Here is a 17,567-nt window from a genome sequence, read left to right on the forward strand (position 1 = left end):
CATGTATCGCTCATCCCGCATTGTTGCGTTCTCGCTTGCCTTGCTCGCGCCTGCCGGCGTGGCTTTGGCCGATCCGCCCGCGCCGCCGACGCCGGCAAAGCCGAAGCAGGTCGTCATCGTCTCCTTCGACAGCGCCCGCGACATCTCGCAGTGGAAGCGCAGCCGGGCACTGGCACAGCGCACCGGCGCGCATTTCACCTATTTTGTCTCCTGCGTTTTCCTGCTGTCGCCCGAGACACGCGAGGAATACACCGCGCCGGGCAAGACAGCGGGCAAATCCAACATCGGCTTTGCCGCTTCAAAACAGGAAGTGGCCGAGCGGCTCGAACAGATCGGCCTCGCCGCGCATGAGGGCCACGACATCGCCAGCCACGCCTGCGGCCATTTCGACGGCAAGGATTGGAGCAAGGCCGACTGGCTGAAGGAGTTCGGCTCGTTCGAGCACATTCTCGAGAACGCCTATGCGATCAACGGCATCGTACCCGAACCCAAGGGCTGGCGCAATTTCGCGCGGCATGCGGTTGCCGGTTTCCGCGCGCCGTATCTGTCGACGAGCAAGGCGCTCTACGAGGCACTTCCCGCCGCCGGCTACCAGTTCGACGCCAGCGGCGTCTCGCAAGGCCCTGCCCTGCCGACGGCCAGCAACGGCATCATGCATTTTTCACTGCCGCAGATTCCGGAGGGACCGAAATCACGGCCGGTGATCGCCATGGATTACAACCTCTATGTCAGGCATTCCGGCGGCTTCGAACGGCCAAGCAAGGCGGACGAGTTCGCCAACCGGACCTACGAAGCCTTTCGCGCCGCCTTCGATGCGCAATACCAGGGCAAGCGCATTCCGCTCGAACTCGGCTTCCACTTCACGCTGATGAATGACGGCGCCTACTGGAACGCGCTGGAGCGCTTTGCCGGTGAGGTCTGCGTCAAAGCGGATGTCGAGTGCATCAGCTTTCGCGACTATGTTTCGCGGCAGCGCGACGGCGAGAGACAGGCGTCGGTAGGCGGCTGAGCCGCCAACCCGTTCGCCGAAATATCAGGCTGGATCACCTCCGTAGCCTTGACGCTCCATGAAGCGTCTGTCGATGGCCGGCAGCGGCTCACCGTGAATCCTCGCCTCAAAGGCGCGTAGACGCTTGTAGATTGAAAGTAGCTCAACGATCGTTGGCCAGGAATTTACCAGATACTGAAACGACGATCGAACTTGTTCAAAAGAATTTAGAATCTGATTCAGAGCACCGAGCTTGATCTTTCCGGCAACCATCGTCGGAACAAGAACGATATATGGAAAAATGTTATCGATCTGGAGGTAAAATATCCTCGCTACGTTGAAATAGACGTAGTGAAAATATAAGCGGAAATAATTTTTCCGGACATTACTAAATAGCTCCGCTACGGTAGGAGGCTGCGCGCGATTAGTGTCATCCTCACCATAGACTAGTTCCTTGCGGTAGGCGGCTTCGACCCGCTGATTACGAAACTCCAACCCGGGAAGCTTGATACCAACAAGCGCCAAGAACGTCGTTCCGAAGAGCGACCATAGAATTGCTACAACGACTAGTGAGTATGGCACGGCACCGACGATGGGCAACTCTGTTACGTCTCGAGAGAGATGCAGCAGCACAGGCAGAAACGCTATCAGTGTCATGACCGACCCGACCAAGCTTACGCCGAGATCTTCCATCGTGGTGGAGAAACGCATGGTATCTTCCTGCACGCGTTGCGACGCACCTTCGATCGGTCTCAATTTCTCCCAATTATCCATGTAATAATCGTTCATCGCAGTGCGCCAACGAAATATCCAATGGCTAACGAAAAACCTGTTAAGCACCCCGATAAAAACTGCCAGAAGTGCAATCCACATTATTGTCAATAACTGTCCGTAAAAATCCCACGGCGTTGTCGAAAATGGAGTGCCCAGTGCCTTCTGAATAAGATCATAGAATGGACCGTACCAATCGTTGAAAGCCACGCTTACCTGAACTTGATAGTATATGACAAAAAGTATTAATGACGACCCGAGAATTGACCAATTCTGCCAAGGATGCGGCCGATACAAGGCCCAAAATATATAAAAAGTAAAAACAACAGCAGAAAAATACACATAGAACCACAGAAATGGCTTTGACCAAAAAAGTGCAACACCAACAATCTTATCGGTGCCATCACCCAACGGCGGCAATCCAAAAACGGCACCTAACTGTTCGCCCCCAAAAAACCAGAATAGAACGGCCGCAAGGCTCCAGACGGCGGCCGAAGTGAAGAACAGCTTCGGCTGCGGGAAGAAAGATACGAACACTGTGGCGAATTCCTCGATCTATGCGCAAATCAGCGGGGTTTGGCGGGCATAAAGTCACACATTAGGGGGAAAGAAAATGCCTGCCCGATGCCCGGCGCAGAGCAAGACCACAAATCATGGCGATTTTGGCGCAGCCGACCATGTGACGGCGCCGGAGACCAGCAGCATGGCCGCGGCAACGATCGAAGCGAGGAAGAAATTGCCCGACGCCTGCGCCAAAAGCCCGGCGGCGATCGGGCCGATGATCTGGCCAAAACCGAAGGATGCCGTCATCAAGGCAAAGACACGCCGGGGCGCCCTCGGCGCCTGCTGGCGCGCGGCCTGCAGACCAAACGCCGTGATGGCGATGAAGGTGCCACCGAGCAGCAGACCGCCAAGCAGCGGTCCGGAATATCCGCCAAGTGCCACGCTGGCGATGACCCCGATCACTTCGATGAAGCAGGCCAGCGCATAGGCGGCGTGTAGCCCGATCCAGTCCGCGATCTTCTGCCAGAACCAGATCGAGGGAAAGCCGGCAAGGCCAGCGACCATCCACACCATGGCCTCGAAAACACGGCTGCCTCCGCCTTGCCGGACGATGGCGACCAGGAATGTCGCGGTCACCACATAGCCAAAGCCGAACAGGCCGTAGGCGACGATGATCTTCATCAGCGACCGGTCTTTCGGCAGCGCCGGCTCGCGGGCGGCCTCGGCATCGGCGAGCGGGCCTTCATTCACCAACAGCGCGACGACCCCGAAACCGCATGCCGAAATTGCCGCCGACCACAACCAGCCAGCCGCCCACCCGGCATGTTCGGCGACCAGCACCGCCATCATCGCCGCCGAGATCGCGATGCCGAGGCCAACGCCGCCAAAATGCCACGCCTGCAGGTCGCTGCGTCCGGCCGCCGCGATATGGCTGAAAACGATGCTGGCCATGAAGACCATGACGAAGGCGCTGGCCAGGCCGGCCAAAAAGCGGATGGCGAGAAAGGCGTCCATGGCGTCGGTCAGCCCCATCAGCGCGGCCAGGATGGTGCTGGCGCCGAGGCCGACCAGCATCAGCTGACGCTCGCGCCCATGCGCCCAACCGCCCGCCGCGGCAAGCGCGCCGAGGAGATAACCGAGATAGTTGGCCGAGGCGATCCAGCCGGCATTGGCCGGCGACAGATGCAGTTCTTCCATCATGCCGGGCAGGATCGGCGTGTAGACGAAACGGCCGATGCCCATGGCGACGGCCATGGCGATCATGCCGGCGAAGGCGTAGCGCAGCGCTGTCGAATTGGCTGATGTCATTGCAGCGCACAATAAATGCAGGGATCGCTGAAACAATCCGCCATCCGTTGGGCCAGTGCGGCCGCGGAATGCCAGGTCGTGGTCGACCTGTCCTGAAACCGGAAAGCACGGCGCTTACGCTCAGCAGCGCCCGCCGAAACTGGCGTGCAACGAAGCGGTTTCATGCACGGTTCGCCGCGCCGTCAGCCTGAACGGCACATCGCCGAGTTCGCGCTCCGACATGGTGTTCAGCACGGGATGCGAAAGCGGATCGGTCAGCCACCTCTGCGTGTCGCCCTCGCGGCCTGGTTCGTATGGCGAGGCCGCGGCGAACAAGACCTTCATCGATGACAATATCCCAGGCATTTTTCGGCTCCGCCGGTCTGTCTCCCATCCATAAAATCCGCCGTTTCGATGTGTCTTTCAATTGAGATTTCAGCCGGATCGGTTTAGAAAATCTCAAATGAGCGTGCTCAACCGCATCCACCTCAACGGCCTTCGCGCCGTTGAAACCGTAGCCCGTCTCGGATCGCTCGCAGCGGCGGCGAGCGAACTCAATGTTTCCGTAAGCGCCGTCAGCCAGCAGATAAGCCGCACCGAAAAGCAGCTCGGCCAGGCGCTGTTCGAGCGCACGACGAGCGGCCTTGTGCTGACCGAATTCGGCACCGTGTTCGCGACCCGGCTCGGCGCGGGGTTCCGCGAACTGGCCCAGGCAGTGGCGCTGGCCGATGAGGCGACACAATGCACATTGGTGGTTTCGGTGGCGCCGGCCTTCGCGTCGAAATGGCTGCTGCCCAGGCTATCACGTCACTTCGATCGGCATCCAACCGTGCTGCTGCGCATCGATGCGTCGGTGCGGCTGGCCAATCTCGATCATTCCGACATCGATATCGCCATTCGGCTCGGCGACGGCAAATGGCCGGGCGGGCGGGCAGAACTGCTTTTGGCGCAGGAGGTCTTCCCGGTCTGCGCACCCGACATCGCCCGGAAATTGAGATCGATCGAGGACCTTGCCCAGACATGCGCCATCACCGACGAGCGGGCGATGATCAATTGGGAAAGCTGGTTTGCCGCGGCCGGCGTCCAACCCGTCACCTTCCAGAAGGGCGCGCGCTTCACCGATCCGATGCTGTGCCTGGAATCGGCCATCGCCGGCCACGGCGTAATGCTCGGCTGGCAATTGCTGGCGGCCGATGCGCTGGCCGACGGGCGGCTGGTGGCCCCATTCGGAATCCGCGCCCAGAGCGGGCTCGGCTACTGGCTGGTGACTTCGGCGGAGAAGACCGAGAGCCGCAAGGTCCGGGACTTCAAGGCCTGGATCAAGGAGGAGATCGCGGCGACGATGGCGCAGTTCGGATCGGCGACCACACGCCCGACCGGCGCGATCGCGGTGGAAAGCGCAGTGTCGTCGGTCTATGTAGATTGAGAAATCCAACAACGACGGCAGGCAGGATCATGACCACACATTCGCGCGGCGTTTCCGCATCGATCGACCCGGTGAAGCTCGACAGGCTGGCGGAAGTCGCCATCAAGGTCGGACTGCAACTGCAGCCCGGTCAGGATCTGGTGCTGACCTCATCGATCGCGGCCCTGCCGCTGACCAGGCGCATCGTCGAGCACGCCTACAAGGCCGGCGCCGGACTGGTGACGCCAATCTTCAACGACGACGAGATGACGCTGGCGCGCTACCGCTTCGGCGCCGATGCGGGTTTCGACCGCGCCGCCGGCTGGCTCTATGAAGGCATGGCGAAAGCCTTTTCGAACAATGCGGCGCGGCTGGCCGTGCGCGGCGAGGATCCGTCGCTGTTGTCGGCGCAAGACCCGACAAAAGTGGCGCGCGCCAACAAAGCAAACTCGATGGCCTACCAGCCGGCGCTGGAAAAGATCACCGGCTTCGACATCAACTGGAACATCGTCGCCTATCCGGACCTCGCCTGGGCCAAGCAGGTCTTCCCGGACGACGCCGACGATGTCGCGGTGGCCAAGCTCGCCGATGCCATCTTCGCCGCCTCGCGGGTCGACGTGGAGGACCCGATCGGCAACTGGAAGGCGCACAATGCGGCGCTGCGCGGCCGCACCGAATGGCTCAACGGCCACAATTTCCACGCGCTGCATTTCACTGGACCGGGCACCGATCTGACTGTCGGGCTGGCGGACGGCCACGAATGGATGGGCGGCGCCTCGACCGCCAAGAATGGCATCACCTGCAACCCCAACATCCCGACCGAGGAGGTCTTCACCACGCCGCATGCAAGGCGCGTCGAGGGTCATGTCTCGTCGACCAAGCCGCTCTCCTACCAGGGCACGCTGATCGACGAGATCTCGGTGCGGTTCGAGGAAGGCCGGATCGTCGAGGCAAAGGCATCGAAGAGCGAGGACGTGCTGAAGAAGGTGCTCGACACCGACGAAGGCGCGCGGCGCCTCGGCGAAGTGGCGCTTGTGCCGCATTCATCGCCGATCTCGGCCAGCGGCCTGTTGTTCTTCAACACGCTGTTCGACGAGAACGCCGCCTGCCACATCGCGCTCGGCCAGTGCTATTCCAAGTGCTTCGTCGACGGCGCATCGCTCAGCCAGGGCGAGATCGCCTCGCGTGGCGGCAACAAGAGCTTCATCCACATCGACTGGATGATCGGCTCGGACAAGATCGACATCGACGGCGTCCACAAGGACGGTGCCCGCGTGCCGGTGATGCGCAAGGGCGAGTGGGCCTGACGGCACGGAGGGTCGGATGGCTTTCGACCTGGAGGTCAAGAGGATCTATGAACCACCCGCTTCCGATGACGGGCAGCGGGTTCTCGTCGACCGGGTATGGCCGCGCGGCGTCAGCAAGAAGGACGCCGCGCTGACGCTGTGGCTGAAGGACATCGCGCCGAGCGACGAGTTGCGCAAATGGTTCGGCCACGAGCCGGCGCGCTGGGCCGAGTTTCAGAAGCGATATCGCGCCGAGCTGGACGGCAATGGCGAGGCGGTGGCGCAACTGCGTGGACTGCTCCGCCAGGGTAAGGTAACGCTGCTCTACGGCGCGCATGATGAGGCGCATAACAATGCGGTGGCACTGGCGGGGTATTTGCGCGCGGGTTGAGGCTTCGTTTTGCAGCGTTGGCGATTGGCGAAAGCCGAGGCGACATCTGATCTCCCTCCTTGCGGGGGAGATGCCCGGCAGGGCAGAGGGGGGNCCCCCCTCTGGCCTGCCGGCCATCTCCCCCGCAAGGGGGGAGATTGGCAGCGTTGCCGTCTCGCTGCTTACTTCACCGCCTGCTCATAAACATCAGCCTTGAATCCGACCAGAATCCGATTCCCCACCTCAAGCACCGGCCGCTTGATCATCGTTGGCTTGGCCAGCATCAGCGCCTTGGCCTTCTTCTCGTCAAGATCTTGCTTGTCCTTATCCGGCAGTTCGCGAAACGTCGTGCTGCCCTTGTTGAGCAGCTTTTCCCAGCCGACCTTGCCGACCCAGCCGTTCAGCTTGCCGGCCTCGATTCCTTCGGCCCGGTAGTCGTGGAACCGGTATGGCACGTCATGGCCCTCCAGCCAGACGCGCGCCTTCTTGATCGTGTCGCAGCTGGTGATGCCGTACATGGTGATCGTCACAGCGCGCTTCCCTTGGGCTGACCGTCGAATCCGTTCCGCGGCGCATGCAGTCATCCGACGGCAAAGAAGTCAACGACCGCCATTCCTGCTATCTCGACGAACGCCTGGTGTGGACGGATGCACATGGCGGCCAGGGCGTCGTCCAGGCCGCCATATTTATCTTAACCCTGCCGCGAAGAGATCGGGCTCCCGGAAGCCGTTTCCGGCGTCAATAGTAGAAACGCTCTTCGGTGATCTTGCCGTTCTTGACCGTGTACAGACCAACCTCATCCATGGTGACACGCTCGCCAGTGGCCTTGGGCGTTATGTCGAACTTGAAGCGCACTGCGAACTGGTCGCCGTTGACATAGGGGCCCTCGACCAAACCGCCATGCACTTCGTTGTTCTCCTGCCACCACTGGCTCTTCTGCCTGAGAGCCTCCTTGCCGTGGCTGACGGCCATCGGGCCCTCCATGGCTTCATAACTGGCGATGTCGTCGGCATTGTACTTTTCGGCAGCACCCTCATTGTCACCCTGCTTGAGGCGTTCGGTGAAGTCCTTGGCAATTTCCGCGATAGTCATTTGTGTTCCTCCTGTTCCGACGCATAGCAAATAGGGGACAGCCTGGTGACCTGCCACTGCCGGCCCAGTCGTAGCTGACAATCCGTGTCAGGACGGTGATGCCGGGCAGAGTGGCTCTCGCACATCTGGTTGCGGACAGAAGCCAATTCCGTAATTCTAGTTGGATGTGCAACCTCTACAACATCACCACAACGCAAGAGGCGGTCCGCCAATGGACACGCACATTGCGCGACGTCATCGGCAACCTTGAACCTTCGGTCGACATCTATCCAAATCAGGCCGGCCCGGTCGTTCGCAACACGCCAGATGGGAAGCGTGAGTTAGCTAAGCTGCTTTGGGGTTTGCCAACGCCGCCTGAGCGCATGAAAGGCAAGGCAGACTATGGCACCACGAACGTTCGCAATCCGCAATACTCGCACTGGCAACAGTTTGTGAGCGTCGAGAATCGATGCGTCGTGCCGGTGACCAGCTTTGCCGAACCCAGCCCTACCCCGAGCGACAAGGACCCGGAAACAGGGATCCAGCGCAATTTTTGGTTTGCCCGTGACGAAAGCCGACCCTTATTCTTCTTCGCTGGTTTCTGGACCCCTTGGCAGGGCGTTCGGAAGGTCAAGGATGGTCCTGGTGACTTCGAGTTGTACGCATTCATGACCACCAAGCCCAATGCAATCGTCGCGCCAATTCACGAGAAGGCTATGCCCGTGATCCTTACGACGTCGGAAGAGACGGAGGCTTGGCTGACAGCGCCGTGGTCAGAAGCACGGTATTTGCAGCGGACCGCGCCAGACGATGCGTTGATGATCGTCGAGAAGCCAGCCACACAAATCAAGTTTCCGCAACAGGCTCCGGTCCAAGGGTCTCTGTTCTAGGCTACAGGATCGGGCTTGGCAGCAGCCTCTTCAATCGTCGTCTCGCCAGATCACTCGGCGAACCATGCGAATTTCGACAAGACGTCTAACACGAATTTTCAGGCGCTCAGCTGCGCTCGGCAAGACTATGTCGGCATCAAGCTCGCGGAGCTTGCAGCGCTCGCACCGCATATGCCGTTCGACTTCCCAAAAGGGAATGTCACCGACAAGCTTTGCAAGGTCGCCGGGTAGATAGTGCCGGGTGATGTTGCAGTGCCGGCATCGGACACGAATGAGTTGCCCCACTTCGTGCGCGAGGCATAGCGTTTGCACATTCCGGCGCGGTCGGCTACTCAATTCCGGCATCAACCAAATTAGGAGTATCTTCCTATTTTAGTCGATTGCCGCTTAGTTCCATGGCCATTTATTCACATGTCGTTCGACCGCCCCGCGCACCGTGCAGCGACCTTGCGAAGGTGGAAGAGGCTAGCTCGAGAGCATAGGGCAGCTGGCGCCACGGCGCAGGCTGATGTGAGCCATGTCGCCGACCTTGAATTGAAAACCCTCTGCCTGGCGTGGCGCATCGATGACAACAGGAGCGCCCTGCCCGAGTTCGGCGTGCAGGCGCAGCGTGCGGCCGTGAAAGACGATGCTGTTGACGCGCGCCGGCGCCGTGCCCGGCGCGGCCTCGGCCATCGCCAGCAAATCCTCGGGACGCACGCCAATGGTGCGCACATCGCCTTCGCCGGGTGCCTGGCCGGTTTCAGAAATGGCCTCCAGCGCCAGCGTTCCGGCGGTGAAACGCAGGCGATCGCCGTCGCGGCCGACAAACCGCGACTGCAGGAGGTTCATGGTGCCGATGAAGCTCGCCACGAACTTCGTGGCCGGCCGGTCATAGAGTGTCGCCGGCGGCGCGATCTGCTCGATGCGGCCCTTGTTCATGACGACGATGCGGTCGGAGATCGACAGCGCCTCGGTCTGGTCGTGAGTGACCATGACGAAGGTGGTGCCGAGCCGCGACTGAAGCCGCTTCAGTTCCACCTGCATCTGTTCGCGCAGATGCGCATCGAGCGCCGACAGCGGCTCGTCGAGCAGCAGCACGCGCGGTTCGCAGACGATGGCACGGGCAAGTGCCACGCGCTGGCGCTGGCCGCCCGACAATTCCAAGACCCGGGCGCGAAGCTTGTCGGCGAGACCGACCATGTCCAAGGCTTCGCAGACGCGTTTTGCCTGCTCGCTACCGGAGAGCTTGCGCAGCGACAGGCCGAAGCCGACATTCTCGGCAACGTTCATGTGCGGAAACAGCGCATAGTCCTGGAACACGGTGTTGACCGGCCGGTCGAAAGGCCGAAGCGCCGTGATGTCGCGCCCTTCAAGCAGCACCTTGCCGCTCGACGGGCTTTCGAAGCCGGCGATGACGCGCAGGCTGGTGGTCTTGCCGCAACCCGATGGCCCGAGCAGCGTAATGAACTCGCCGCTGACGATGTCGAGATCGACGGCGTCGAGCCCGACGATGCCGCCGGGAAAGATCTTCGAGATCGCCTGCAGCCGCACAAGACGATCAGGCGCCATCGCGAACCTCGGACGGTTTCGTGGTGTTGACCCAGAGGATCTGGCACTGCTCGGCGCCGGGATTGCGGAAGGCATGCAAGAGCGTGCTCTTGAAGGCAAAGCTGTCGCCGCGCTTCAGCACGTATTTTGTCGAATCCACCACCAGTTCGACCTCGCCCGCCAGCACATAGCCGAATTCATGGCCGGCATGCGCATAGGCTTCCGCCGTGCCGCCATTGGCCTCCACGGTCACCAGCATGCCGGTCAGCGTCGCGCCCGGCGGCGACAGCAGCGCCTTGGCGATGCCTTCGGATTTGACGGGAATCGCGCGGCGGCTGTTGGCGCGCACGCAGTAGAGATCGTTGACTGCGTCGTTGCCGTCGGCGATCAGCGCCGACGGCTCGATGTCGAGTGCTGCTGCAAGCGGCCAGATCACCTTGACGCGCAGCGATGACATGCCGCGCTCGATCTGGCTCAGCGCACCGATCGACACTCCGGCCTTTGCCGCCAGTTCGGCCAGCGAAAGGCCGCGCTCCAGCCGCAACGCCCGCACCCGCCGGCCGACGCGCACGTCGGCATCGTCCTTGGGCTTTTCGGTTGCTTCGTCCAGCATGTCCATGTGTGGGTCCTCGTAGTCTTCTCAATCGACGTGGCGCAGCGCCGCTAGGCTCCCCCTTCTCCCCTTGTGGGAGAAGGGGTCGCCGAAGGCGACGGATGAGGGGTGTTCCAGCGGAGTGAGACGTTGGCGTTCCCTGGAACACCCCTCATCCGTCTTGCCNCCGTCTCGGCGCTGCGCGCCGATCCACCTTCTCCCACAAGGGGAGAAGGAAGAACCAGCCTCAGCCGCCAGCCTTCACCTTTTCGAACATCTTGGCCATATCGTCATTCTGTTTCATCGGGCCGGTGAAGATCGTGCTTTTCAGCATCACTTCCGGATCGGACGGCAGTTGCAGCTTGTCCAGCTCATCCTTCGGCACGCCGGCGAAGGCGGTGCTGAGCGAGCTGCCATAGCCGTAGGCCTGGATCAGATACTTACCCGAGTCGGCGTCCAGCCGGCTGTTCATGAAATCGTAGGCGAGGTCGACATTCTTGGCGTCCTTGAGCATGACGAAGCCGCAGGCCCAGGTCAGCATGCCTTCCTTCGGCTTCATGAACTCGACCGGCACGCCCTGTTTCTTCAGCGAGGTGGCCGACGCATTCCAGGTCATGGCGGCGACCAACTGGCCGCTGGCAAGCGCCTGTTCGACCGAGGTCATGTCGGTTGTATAATTGGAGAGCAGCGGACGCTGCTCGCGCAGTTTCGCCGCCACCTTGTCCATTTGCTCGGGCGTCATGTCGAACGGATTGACGCCGGCCAGAAGCGCGGCAACGATCGGCGTGTCATGCACGGCGTCGATGGTCGCCATGCGGCCGGCATACTGCTTGTCCCACAGCAGGTTCCAGCTCGCTTCCGGGTTCTTCACCAGGTCGGTGCGGTAGAGGATCGAGGTGTTGCCCCAGTCCCACGGCACCATCCAGACCTTGCCGTCGCCGGCCTGCAGATCGGGCAGGTTCTTGAACACCGGGAAGATCGAATCCCAATTCTTGATGCGCTTGGTGTCGATCGGCTGCAGCAGGCCTTCCTTGTTCCAGCGCGCCACCTTGTCATAGCAGGGATGCGCGATATCGGGACGGAATCCGGCCTTGACCTTGGTGAAGGCGTCATCGTCGTCACCGAATATGGAAGCCTCGACGCCATCGGGGTGCGCGGCGAGGAAGCTCTTGTTGAAGTCCGGCAGTTCATAGCCCGACCAGGTGAAATATTGCAGCTTGTCGCCGGCGAAAGCGACGGTCGACGACAGCGCCAATGCCAGGGCGGCGAGGCCGGCCCGGGCCGTCTTTCCGGATATCAGGTCGCCGGATATCAGGTCGAATGCCATTGCAGTTCTCCTCTCTTGGTTTGTTTTGGTTGTGATGGATTCGCGGGTCGTGGCGCGGTCGCGGACAGGCCGCGATGGCGCAGGATTTCGGCGAAGCCGGCGATGACGAAGGACACCGCGAGGATCGATGTGCCCAGTGCCATGACCGTCGGCAGCGATTTCGGAAACCGCAGCTGGCTCCAGATGTAGAGCGGCAGCGTCGGCTCGGTGCCGGCAAGGAAGAAGACGACGATGAATTCGTCGAACGAGATCAGGAAGGCCAGCATGAAGGCCGAAACGATGGCCGGCAGGCTGAGCGGCAGCATGACTCGCCGGAAGGTCGTCCAGTCGGACGCGCCGAGGTCGAGGGCGGCCTCGCGAATGGTTTTCGGGATGGCGGCGAAGCGGCTGCGCATGATCACCACAGTCGTCGGCAGCGCCACCAGTATGTGGCCGAGCACGATGGCGATACGCGACGGTCCGAGGCCGATGAGGTTGATCAGGATCAGCAGCGATATGCCGATGATGACGCCCGGTATCAGGATCGGCAACCGGGCGATGGCGCTGATGGTGGCGGCCAGCGGCGAGCGGCCATAGAGGTCCATGTAGGACACGGTGATGCCGCACAGCGTGGCGCCCGTGGCGGCGATGATGCCGATGACGAGGCTGTTCAAGAGCGCATTGGTCAGTGCCGAATTGCCGAGCAGCGTCGCGTACCATTGCAAGGTGAAGCCTTGCAGCGGAAACGCCGCCTGGATCGAGTCGTTGAAGGAAAACAGCGGGATCAGCAGCACAGGCAGATAGAGAAACACCAGATAGGCGACGACGTAGACGCCAAGCCAGCGGCCGCCACCTTGCGTGCGCGCGCTCATGTGCGGCTGCCAAATCTGCGGTCGGTGAAGCGCGCGACCAGCACCACGGCCAGGATCACCAGCATGACGGCTACGGAGAGTGCAGCGCCAAACGGCCAGTCATTGGCCTTGCCGAACTCAGCCTGGATCAGTGTGCCGATCATCGTGGAGGCCGGGCCGCCGACGAGCGCCGGCGTGACATAGTCGCCGACGGTCGGCACGAAGACGACGAGGGCAGCGGCCAGCACGCCCGGCATAGAATTGGGCAGAACCACCCGGCGGAAAGAGGTGAACGGCCGCGCGCCGAGATCGGAAGCAGCCTCGATCAGTGATTTCGGGATGGTGTCCAGCGCCACATAGATCGGCAGGATGGCGAAGGGCGCATAGGCGTGGGCCAGCGTGACGACGACAGCGGCCGGCGTGTTGAGAAAGGCCAGCGTCGGCTCGGACCAGATGCCGCTTTCGATCAGCGCCGAGTTCAACACGCCATTGTAGGCGAGCACGATCTTCCAGGCGAAGACGCGCAGGAGATAGCTGGTCCAGAATGGCAGCGTCACCAGAAACAGCAGGAGACCGCGCCGCCGCCCGGCGTGGAAGGCGAGATAGTAGGCGACGGGGTAGGCAGTGACGACCGTGGCCAGCGTGACCAGCGCGGCAATCACCAGCGAGCGCAGCGTCACCGTCCAGTAGAGCGGATCGGAGATGACGGTGGCGAAATTGGATAGGCTGAAGCCGGCGCCCAGAAGAGAGCCATCATTGTTGCGGAAGGCCAAGAAAAGCACGAGGCCAAGCGCAAAGAGGATCAGCAGGAAGGTGACGGCCGCGCCCGGCAGCAGCATGGCGAACCTGAAGCCCGATGAAGACCGGGCCTTTGGCATCTGGTTTGCAACAAGGGTCGACATCGACCTGCCTGGTTTTTGAAATTAACTGAGACTTTTTCATATTCATGAAACTGTCAAGCGAAATCCCCCGGCGGGAGCTTTGGCAGGGCTTCCGTTCTTCATGGCCGCGTGCATTTCACACTCTTGAACAAGCGCTTCAGTTTTCACGGCATAAGACGCGGCCTTGGAGAGTTGAAACTCACAACCGAACGCGGCACCTTTGGATTGCCAATGACGGGATAGACCTTTGAGAGGAATCCGGTGAAAGTGCCGCGCCGATCCGGCCAAGCGCATTTTCGACCATTCGGAGGACCCAACGCCATGACCAACCTGACACATCTGCCGGCCGAAGGCCTGTTTGTCGGGCGCGCCGGCAGCCGCGATGCCTCGCATCCCATGGTGGTCACGGTGCGTGACGGCACCGTCTTCGACATCACGTCGAGCACGGCGCCGACCGTGCGCGATGTCTGCGAAATGGCCGATCCGGCAAAGCACGTGCGCTCGGCCAAGGGCAAGCCGATCGGCTCGCTCGACGACATCGCCGCCAATAGTTTCGAGGCCGCGCGCGACCCGGCCAAGCCGTATCTGCTGTCTCCCGCCGACCTGCAGGCGGTGAAGGCGTCGGGCGTGACCTTCGTCGTCAGCCTGCTCGAACGGGTGATCGAGGAACAGGCGCGCGGCTCGGCGGAAAAGGCCGACGCCATCCGCGCCGACATTGCCGGGCTGATCGGCCACGACCTTTCGAAGCTCAAGCCCGGTTCGCCGGAGGCCATGGAGATCAAAGCCAAGCTCATCGCGCGCGGCGCCTGGTCGCAATATCTGGAAGTGGGCATCGGCCCCGATGCCGAGATCTTCACCAAATGCCAGCCGATGGCTTCGGTCGGCTTCGGCGCCGATGTCGGCCTGCACCCGGTATCGACCTGGAACAATCCGGAGCCGGAGATCGCCATGATCGCCGCCTCAAGCGGCAGGATCGTCGGCGCCACTATCGGCAACGACGTCAATCTGCGCGACGTCGAAGGGCGTTCGGCGCTGCTGCTCGGCAAGGCCAAGGACAACAACGCCTCCGCGTCGCTCGGCCCCTTCATCCGCCTGTTCGACGACACGTTCACGATCGCCGACGTGAAGAACGCGGTCGTGCGCCTGAAGGTCGAAGGCGAGGACGGGTTCTCGCTGGAGGGCGCGAGCTCGATGGCCGAGATCAGCCGCTCGCCGGAAGAACTGGTCGCCGCCGCCATGGGCCCGCACCACCAGTATCCGGACGGGCTGGCGCTTTATCTCGGCACCATGTTCGTGCCCTCGAAGGACCGCGGCGAAAAGGGCAAGGGTTTTACCCACAAGGTCGGCGACATCGTCACCATCTCGTCGGAGAAATTCGGCGCGCTGGTCAACCGGGTGCGGCTGTCGCCGGATTGCCCGCACTGGACCTACGGCGCCAGCCATTTGATGCGCGATCTCGCGAAGGCCGGCCTGATCTAGCGGTCTCTTCAAGCGGCCTGGTCCTGAAAGGCAGCTATCGCTTGTGGGCTTGCAGCGCCGATTGCGCCCGGGACAACCCGCTCGGCTGAGCCTCGACGCCAATCATCCGGCTGCCCGGGAAAAACCGTCCCATCTGATGCAATCTGATGGGACCGCTGATGGTGCCGCGTCAGCCGACAACTACATCTGCAGATGGAGGCTTGCCATCCGTCGAAAAAGGGAATGCTCTGAGGCATCCGAGCGGCGCTGGCAAAAGACGCAATCCGGCTGACGCCGGAACAAGGGACGGATCATCTTCAACCGGGAGGAAATCAAATGCTGACAAGACTGAGACTTGTGCTCTACGGCCTGCTGGTCGCGCTGACGCTCATTCCGGCGGCGGCGCAGGCCAAGACGTTCTACTGGATTTCACATGGCGGTCCGGCCGATCCGGTCTGGACCTACTTCCTGGCCGGCGCCAAGCAATGGGCCAAGGACACCGGCAACACCGTCAACACCTCGTTCCACAATGGCGACGTCGCCTCGCAGCAGGAAGCGGTTCGCGCCGCCCTCTCCGCCAAGGCCGACGGCATCGTCACCACCAGCCCCGACCCGGGCAGCCTTGTCGAGATCGTCAAGGAGGCCCGCGCGGCCAACGTCCCGATCATCAACTTCAACACGCCCGATCCCAAGGCCAACTTCAACGCCTATGTCGGCGGCGACAACGTCACCTTCGGCAAGCATTGGGCGCAGTATCTGGTCGACAAGGGCCTGGTGAAAAAGGGCGACTTCGTCTGGATGCCGGTCGAGATTCCCGGCGCCACCTATGGCGTCCAGGAAGAGGAAGGCATCAAGAGCGTCTTCGGACCGCTCGGCATCACCTATGAAGTGACCGAAGCGACGCTCGACCAGGCCGAGGTGATCAACCGCATGGTCGACTACCTCACCGCCCATAAGGGCAAGGTGAAGGCGATCATCGGCCTTGGCGACCTCGTCACCGGATCGATCAAGCGGGTGTTCGACCAGGTCGGCGTCAAGCCCGGCGAAATCCCGGTCGTCGGCTGGGGCAATTCGCTCGACACCACGCAGGAGGTGCTGAACGGCTATGTCAATGCCGGCCAGTGGCAGGACCCCCAGGCGACCAGCTATGTCGCGCTCTCGCTTGCCAACATGGCCGCGTCGGGCATTCCTCCGGGCTTCAACGTCATCACCGGCGCGCTCTATGAAAAGGACACCGCCGAGGTCTACGACAAGATCCTGTCGGGCAAATAATATCCGAGACCGAGACAGTCGCGATCGCACCCGCGGTCGCGACTGCCTGTCCATTCGCCGAGCCTGGCTGGACTCCGGTGCAGCGCTCCGCCTTTCCAATCATGTCGCGGGTTATCAGTGGAAAATCATTCGCTCGTCCAACGCCTGATCGCGCGGCCGGAATTCGGTCCCTTCGTGCTCCTGGTCGTCGAAATCGGCGTTTTCTGGAGCTTCAACCACGACTTCCTGTCGCCGCAGAACATCTCCAACACGCTGGCCTTCACGGTCGAGCTCGGCCTGATCGCGCTGGCGATGACATTGCTGATGACGTCGGGCGAATTCGACCTCTCCGTCGGTTCCCTGTTCGGTTTCTCGCCGGTGCTGATGTGGACGCTGTTCAATGCCGGCGTCACGTCGCTGGAGATGGGCTTCGTCGTCGCGCTGGTGGTCGCAGCCTTGATCGGACTGGTCAATGGCTGGTTCGTCACGAAGCTCAAGATCCCCTCCTTCCTGGTCACGCTCGGCATGCTTCTGGTGGTGCGCGGCAGCGCCCTTTTCATCACCGACGGCTTTCCGCAGCGCACCTGGAGCGCCGAGGGCAGCTGGCTTGCGGAAGCGCTGGTCGGCGACTTCTTCATCGGACCGTTCCGCATTTACATGTCACTGTTCTGGTTCATCGCCGCGGCGATCGCGCTCGGCTACGTGCTGACGCAAAGCCGAACCGGCAACTGGATCCAGGCGGCGGGCGGCAATCCCAACGCGGCGCGCGCCCGCGGCGTCAACGTCAACCGCGTCAAGATCGGCCTGTTCGTGCTGTCATCGGTCATGGCCTCGCTTGCCGGCGTCATCTCCTCGCTGCGCACGTCCGCGGCCAACCCCAACAGCGGCACCGGCTATGAGCTCGAGGTCATCGCCATGGTGGTGATCGGCGGCACGGCGCTGACCGGCGGGCGCGGCACCATCATCGGCACCGTGCTCGGCATCCTGATCCTGCGCGTGATGCGCAACGGCATCGTGCTGATCGGCGTGCCCGGCCTGGCCTACAACATCTTCATCGGTGCGATCATCCTTGGCATGATGGCGCTTCATTCATGGCTGGAACGCCGGCACCAGGCAGGAACTTGAA

At 61.9% G+C, this 17,567-nt stretch carries 19 protein-coding genes; 9 read left to right on the forward strand and 10 right to left on the reverse strand.

The features are described from left to right. Position 1: 1 nt before the first annotated feature. On the forward strand, positions 2–1,009 hold the full coding sequence (locus X743_RS161710) for a polysaccharide deacetylase (protein ID WP_023764554.1): 1,008 nt from the start codon (positions 2–4) through the stop codon (positions 1,007–1,009). Between the two features lie 24 nt (positions 1,010–1,033). Here the strand turns inward: X743_RS161710 and sbmA are convergent, their stop codons facing one another. From sbmA to X743_RS161695, 3 genes are all read right to left on the reverse strand, one after another. Then, positions 1,034–2,296, reverse strand: a complete 1,263-nt coding sequence (gene sbmA / locus X743_RS161705; RefSeq protein ID WP_013896731.1) for a peptide antibiotic transporter SbmA — start codon at positions 2,294–2,296, stop codon at positions 1,034–1,036. 114 nt (positions 2,297–2,410) lie between these two features. Continuing rightward, positions 2,411–3,571, reverse strand: coding sequence for a YbfB/YjiJ family MFS transporter (locus X743_RS161700; RefSeq protein WP_023764555.1), 1,161 nt, complete (start codon positions 3,569–3,571; stop codon positions 2,411–2,413). Positions 3,572–3,691: 120 nt separating this feature from the next. Further along, on the reverse strand, positions 3,692–3,895 hold the full coding sequence (locus X743_RS161695) for a hypothetical protein (RefSeq protein WP_245264172.1): 204 nt from the start codon (positions 3,893–3,895) through the stop codon (positions 3,692–3,694). 118 nt (positions 3,896–4,013) lie between these two features. On the opposite strand from X743_RS161695, the gene X743_RS0135600 reads away from it, so the two are divergent. From X743_RS0135600 to X743_RS161685, 3 genes are read left to right on the forward strand one after another with little or no spacing between them, the layout of a single operon-like run. Beyond that, entirely contained in the window at positions 4,014–4,976 is a 963-nt protein-coding gene (locus tag X743_RS0135600; RefSeq protein ID WP_031257514.1) for a LysR substrate-binding domain-containing protein, read from the forward strand. A 29-nt stretch (positions 4,977–5,005) separates the two neighbouring features. Next, positions 5,006–6,262, forward strand: coding sequence for an aminopeptidase (locus X743_RS161690; RefSeq protein WP_023764557.1), 1,257 nt, complete (start codon positions 5,006–5,008; stop codon positions 6,260–6,262). Between the two features lie 16 nt (positions 6,263–6,278). Next, entirely contained in the window at positions 6,279–6,632 is a 354-nt protein-coding gene (locus tag X743_RS161685) for a DUF488 domain-containing protein (protein WP_023764558.1), read from the forward strand. A 161-nt stretch (positions 6,633–6,793) separates the two neighbouring features. Here the strand turns inward: X743_RS161685 and X743_RS161680 are convergent, their stop codons facing one another. After that, positions 6,794–7,141: an ArsC family reductase gene (locus X743_RS161680; protein WP_023764559.1), complete on the reverse strand. Its 348-nt coding sequence runs from the start codon at positions 7,139–7,141 to the stop codon at positions 6,794–6,796. A gap of 208 nt (positions 7,142–7,349) precedes the next feature. After that, positions 7,350–7,703, reverse strand: a complete 354-nt coding sequence (locus X743_RS161675; RefSeq protein ID WP_023764560.1) for a SnoaL-like domain-containing protein — start codon at positions 7,701–7,703, stop codon at positions 7,350–7,352. Positions 7,704–7,867: 164 nt separating this feature from the next. Between X743_RS161675 and X743_RS161670 the strand changes: the two genes are divergently transcribed. Together X743_RS161670 and X743_RS1000000172735 are read left to right on the forward strand one after the other, a co-directional pair. Beyond that, complete coding sequence (locus tag X743_RS161670) at positions 7,868–8,572, forward strand: SOS response-associated peptidase (RefSeq protein ID WP_023764561.1); 705 nt, start codon at positions 7,868–7,870, stop codon at positions 8,570–8,572. Between the two features lie 15 nt (positions 8,573–8,587). After that, positions 8,588–8,803 (forward strand): hypothetical protein, encoded by a 216-nt coding sequence (locus X743_RS1000000172735; RefSeq protein ID WP_023764562.1) that lies wholly within the window; start codon positions 8,588–8,590, stop codon positions 8,801–8,803. 234 nt (positions 8,804–9,037) lie between these two features. Here the strand turns inward: X743_RS1000000172735 and X743_RS161660 are convergent, their stop codons facing one another. From X743_RS161660 to X743_RS161640, 5 genes are all read right to left on the reverse strand, one after another. After that, positions 9,038–10,123, reverse strand: coding sequence for an ABC transporter ATP-binding protein (locus X743_RS161660; RefSeq protein ID WP_023764563.1), 1,086 nt, complete (start codon positions 10,121–10,123; stop codon positions 9,038–9,040). Further along, on the reverse strand, positions 10,113–10,721 hold the full coding sequence (locus X743_RS161655; RefSeq protein WP_023764564.1) for a cupin domain-containing protein: 609 nt from the start codon (positions 10,719–10,721) through the stop codon (positions 10,113–10,115). The genes X743_RS161660 and X743_RS161655 overlap by 11 nt, the downstream gene beginning before the upstream one ends. A gap of 220 nt (positions 10,722–10,941) precedes the next feature. Beyond that, on the reverse strand, positions 10,942–12,021 hold the full coding sequence (locus X743_RS161650) for an ABC transporter substrate-binding protein (RefSeq protein WP_023764565.1): 1,080 nt from the start codon (positions 12,019–12,021) through the stop codon (positions 10,942–10,944). Next, the gene (locus tag X743_RS161645; protein ID WP_023764566.1) at positions 12,006–12,872 is read right to left on the reverse strand and encodes an ABC transporter permease; all 867 of its coding nucleotides are present in this window, start codon (positions 12,870–12,872) and stop codon (positions 12,006–12,008) included. Before X743_RS161645 ends, X743_RS161650 begins: the two co-directional genes overlap by 16 nt. After that, positions 12,869–13,753: an ABC transporter permease gene (locus tag X743_RS161640; RefSeq protein WP_023764567.1), complete on the reverse strand. Its 885-nt coding sequence runs from the start codon at positions 13,751–13,753 to the stop codon at positions 12,869–12,871. The genes X743_RS161645 and X743_RS161640 overlap by 4 nt, the downstream gene beginning before the upstream one ends. A gap of 300 nt (positions 13,754–14,053) precedes the next feature. Between X743_RS161640 and X743_RS161635 the strand changes: the two genes are divergently transcribed. The 3 genes from X743_RS161635 to X743_RS161625 all read left to right on the forward strand — a co-directional run bounded on the left by X743_RS161635 (position 14,054) and on the right by X743_RS161625 (position 17,566). Continuing rightward, entirely contained in the window at positions 14,054–15,211 is a 1,158-nt protein-coding gene (locus X743_RS161635; protein WP_023764568.1) for a fumarylacetoacetate hydrolase family protein, read from the forward strand. Positions 15,212–15,526: 315 nt separating this feature from the next. Further along, positions 15,527–16,462, forward strand: coding sequence for a substrate-binding domain-containing protein (locus tag X743_RS161630; RefSeq protein WP_023764569.1), 936 nt, complete (start codon positions 15,527–15,529; stop codon positions 16,460–16,462). 117 nt (positions 16,463–16,579) lie between these two features. Beyond that, a complete protein-coding gene (locus X743_RS161625) occupies positions 16,580–17,566 on the forward strand; it encodes an ABC transporter permease (protein WP_023764570.1) in 987 nt (328 codons plus the stop codon). Position 17,567 lies beyond the last annotated feature (1 nt).

Source organism: Mesorhizobium sp. LNHC232B00 (assembly GCF_000502435.1).
Classification (GTDB): Bacteria; Pseudomonadota; Alphaproteobacteria; order Rhizobiales; family Rhizobiaceae; genus Mesorhizobium; species Mesorhizobium opportunistum.

Excerpts from the sequence above, each read along its gene's own strand:
- X743_RS161710 (WP_023764554.1), top strand. The coding sequence starts at position 2 with ATGTATCGCTCATCCCGCATTGTTGCGTTCTCGCTTGCCTTGCTCGCG.
- X743_RS161700 (WP_023764555.1), bottom strand. The coding sequence starts at position 3,571 with ATGACATCAGCCAATTCGACAGCGCTGCGCTACGCCTTCGCCGGCATG.
- X743_RS161695 (WP_245264172.1), bottom strand. The coding sequence starts at position 3,895 with ATGAAGGTCTTGTTCGCCGCGGCCTCGCCATACGAACCAGGCCGCGAG.
- X743_RS0135600 (WP_031257514.1), top strand. The coding sequence starts at position 4,014 with ATGAGCGTGCTCAACCGCATCCACCTCAACGGCCTTCGCGCCGTTGAA.
- X743_RS161690 (WP_023764557.1), top strand. The coding sequence starts at position 5,006 with ATGACCACACATTCGCGCGGCGTTTCCGCATCGATCGACCCGGTGAAG.
- X743_RS161685 (WP_023764558.1), top strand. The coding sequence starts at position 6,279 with ATGGCTTTCGACCTGGAGGTCAAGAGGATCTATGAACCACCCGCTTCC.
- X743_RS161675 (WP_023764560.1), bottom strand. The coding sequence starts at position 7,703 with ATGACTATCGCGGAAATTGCCAAGGACTTCACCGAACGCCTCAAGCAG.
- X743_RS161670 (WP_023764561.1), top strand. The coding sequence starts at position 7,868 with ATGTGCAACCTCTACAACATCACCACAACGCAAGAGGCGGTCCGCCAA.
- X743_RS161660 (WP_023764563.1), bottom strand. The coding sequence starts at position 10,123 with ATGGCGCCTGATCGTCTTGTGCGGCTGCAGGCGATCTCGAAGATCTTT.
- X743_RS161655 (WP_023764564.1), bottom strand. The coding sequence starts at position 10,721 with ATGGACATGCTGGACGAAGCAACCGAAAAGCCCAAGGACGATGCCGAC.
- X743_RS161650 (WP_023764565.1), bottom strand. The coding sequence starts at position 12,021 with ATGGCATTCGACCTGATATCCGGCGACCTGATATCCGGAAAGACGGCC.
- X743_RS161645 (WP_023764566.1), bottom strand. The coding sequence starts at position 12,872 with ATGAGCGCGCGCACGCAAGGTGGCGGCCGCTGGCTTGGCGTCTACGTC.
- X743_RS161640 (WP_023764567.1), bottom strand. The coding sequence starts at position 13,753 with ATGTCGACCCTTGTTGCAAACCAGATGCCAAAGGCCCGGTCTTCATCG.
- X743_RS161635 (WP_023764568.1), top strand. The coding sequence starts at position 14,054 with ATGACCAACCTGACACATCTGCCGGCCGAAGGCCTGTTTGTCGGGCGC.
- X743_RS161630 (WP_023764569.1), top strand. The coding sequence starts at position 15,527 with ATGCTGACAAGACTGAGACTTGTGCTCTACGGCCTGCTGGTCGCGCTG.